Source organism: Mesorhizobium sp. M2A.F.Ca.ET.067.02.1.1 (genome assembly GCF_004023285.1).
GTDB lineage: Bacteria > Pseudomonadota > Alphaproteobacteria > Rhizobiales > Rhizobiaceae > Mesorhizobium.
Map to the genome: position 1 here is coordinate 1 of NZ_RZSB01001436.1, position 441 is coordinate 441.

The 441-nt window shown below is 70.3% G+C and carries 1 protein-coding gene; it reads right to left on the minus strand.

Going from position 1 to position 441, the window contains the following annotated elements:
* Nucleotides 1-441 (minus strand): efflux RND transporter permease subunit (locus EOA28_RS38225; protein ID WP_148671238.1); only part of this gene is annotated, 441 nt, incomplete at both ends.

Consider the following 441-nt stretch of genomic DNA (forward strand, 5'->3'; position numbering starts at 1 on the left):
CACGACCACGGTGCGCGCGCCGTCGATGCGGTTGAGGATGCCGACAGTCGGCTCGGGCTTGCGCACGACGAAGTTGGAGATCGGCACCGAGCCTTGCGAGGTCTGCACGCGAAGCTCGTCGAGTGTCGACAGAGTGCGCCGGTCCTCCGGCAGGCGCAGCCTTATGTCGACCGCGTCGTCGGCGCCGGCTGGCCTGTATTCCGAGAGCTTGAGGCCGTTGGTGACCAGCTGCACCACCGTGCCGACAGAGGTCGGGCTGATGCCGTATTGCGCCGCCTTGGCGCGGTCGACCTCGAGCGCCCAGTCGACGCCGGGCGGCGGCAGGCCGTCCGAAATGTCGATGACGTTGGGGATCTTGGCGATGCGCGCCGCCACCGCGCGCGCCTTGTCGTCCAGCCCGGCCGGGTCGGCGGCCGACAGCCGGCTCTGGATCGGCTTGCC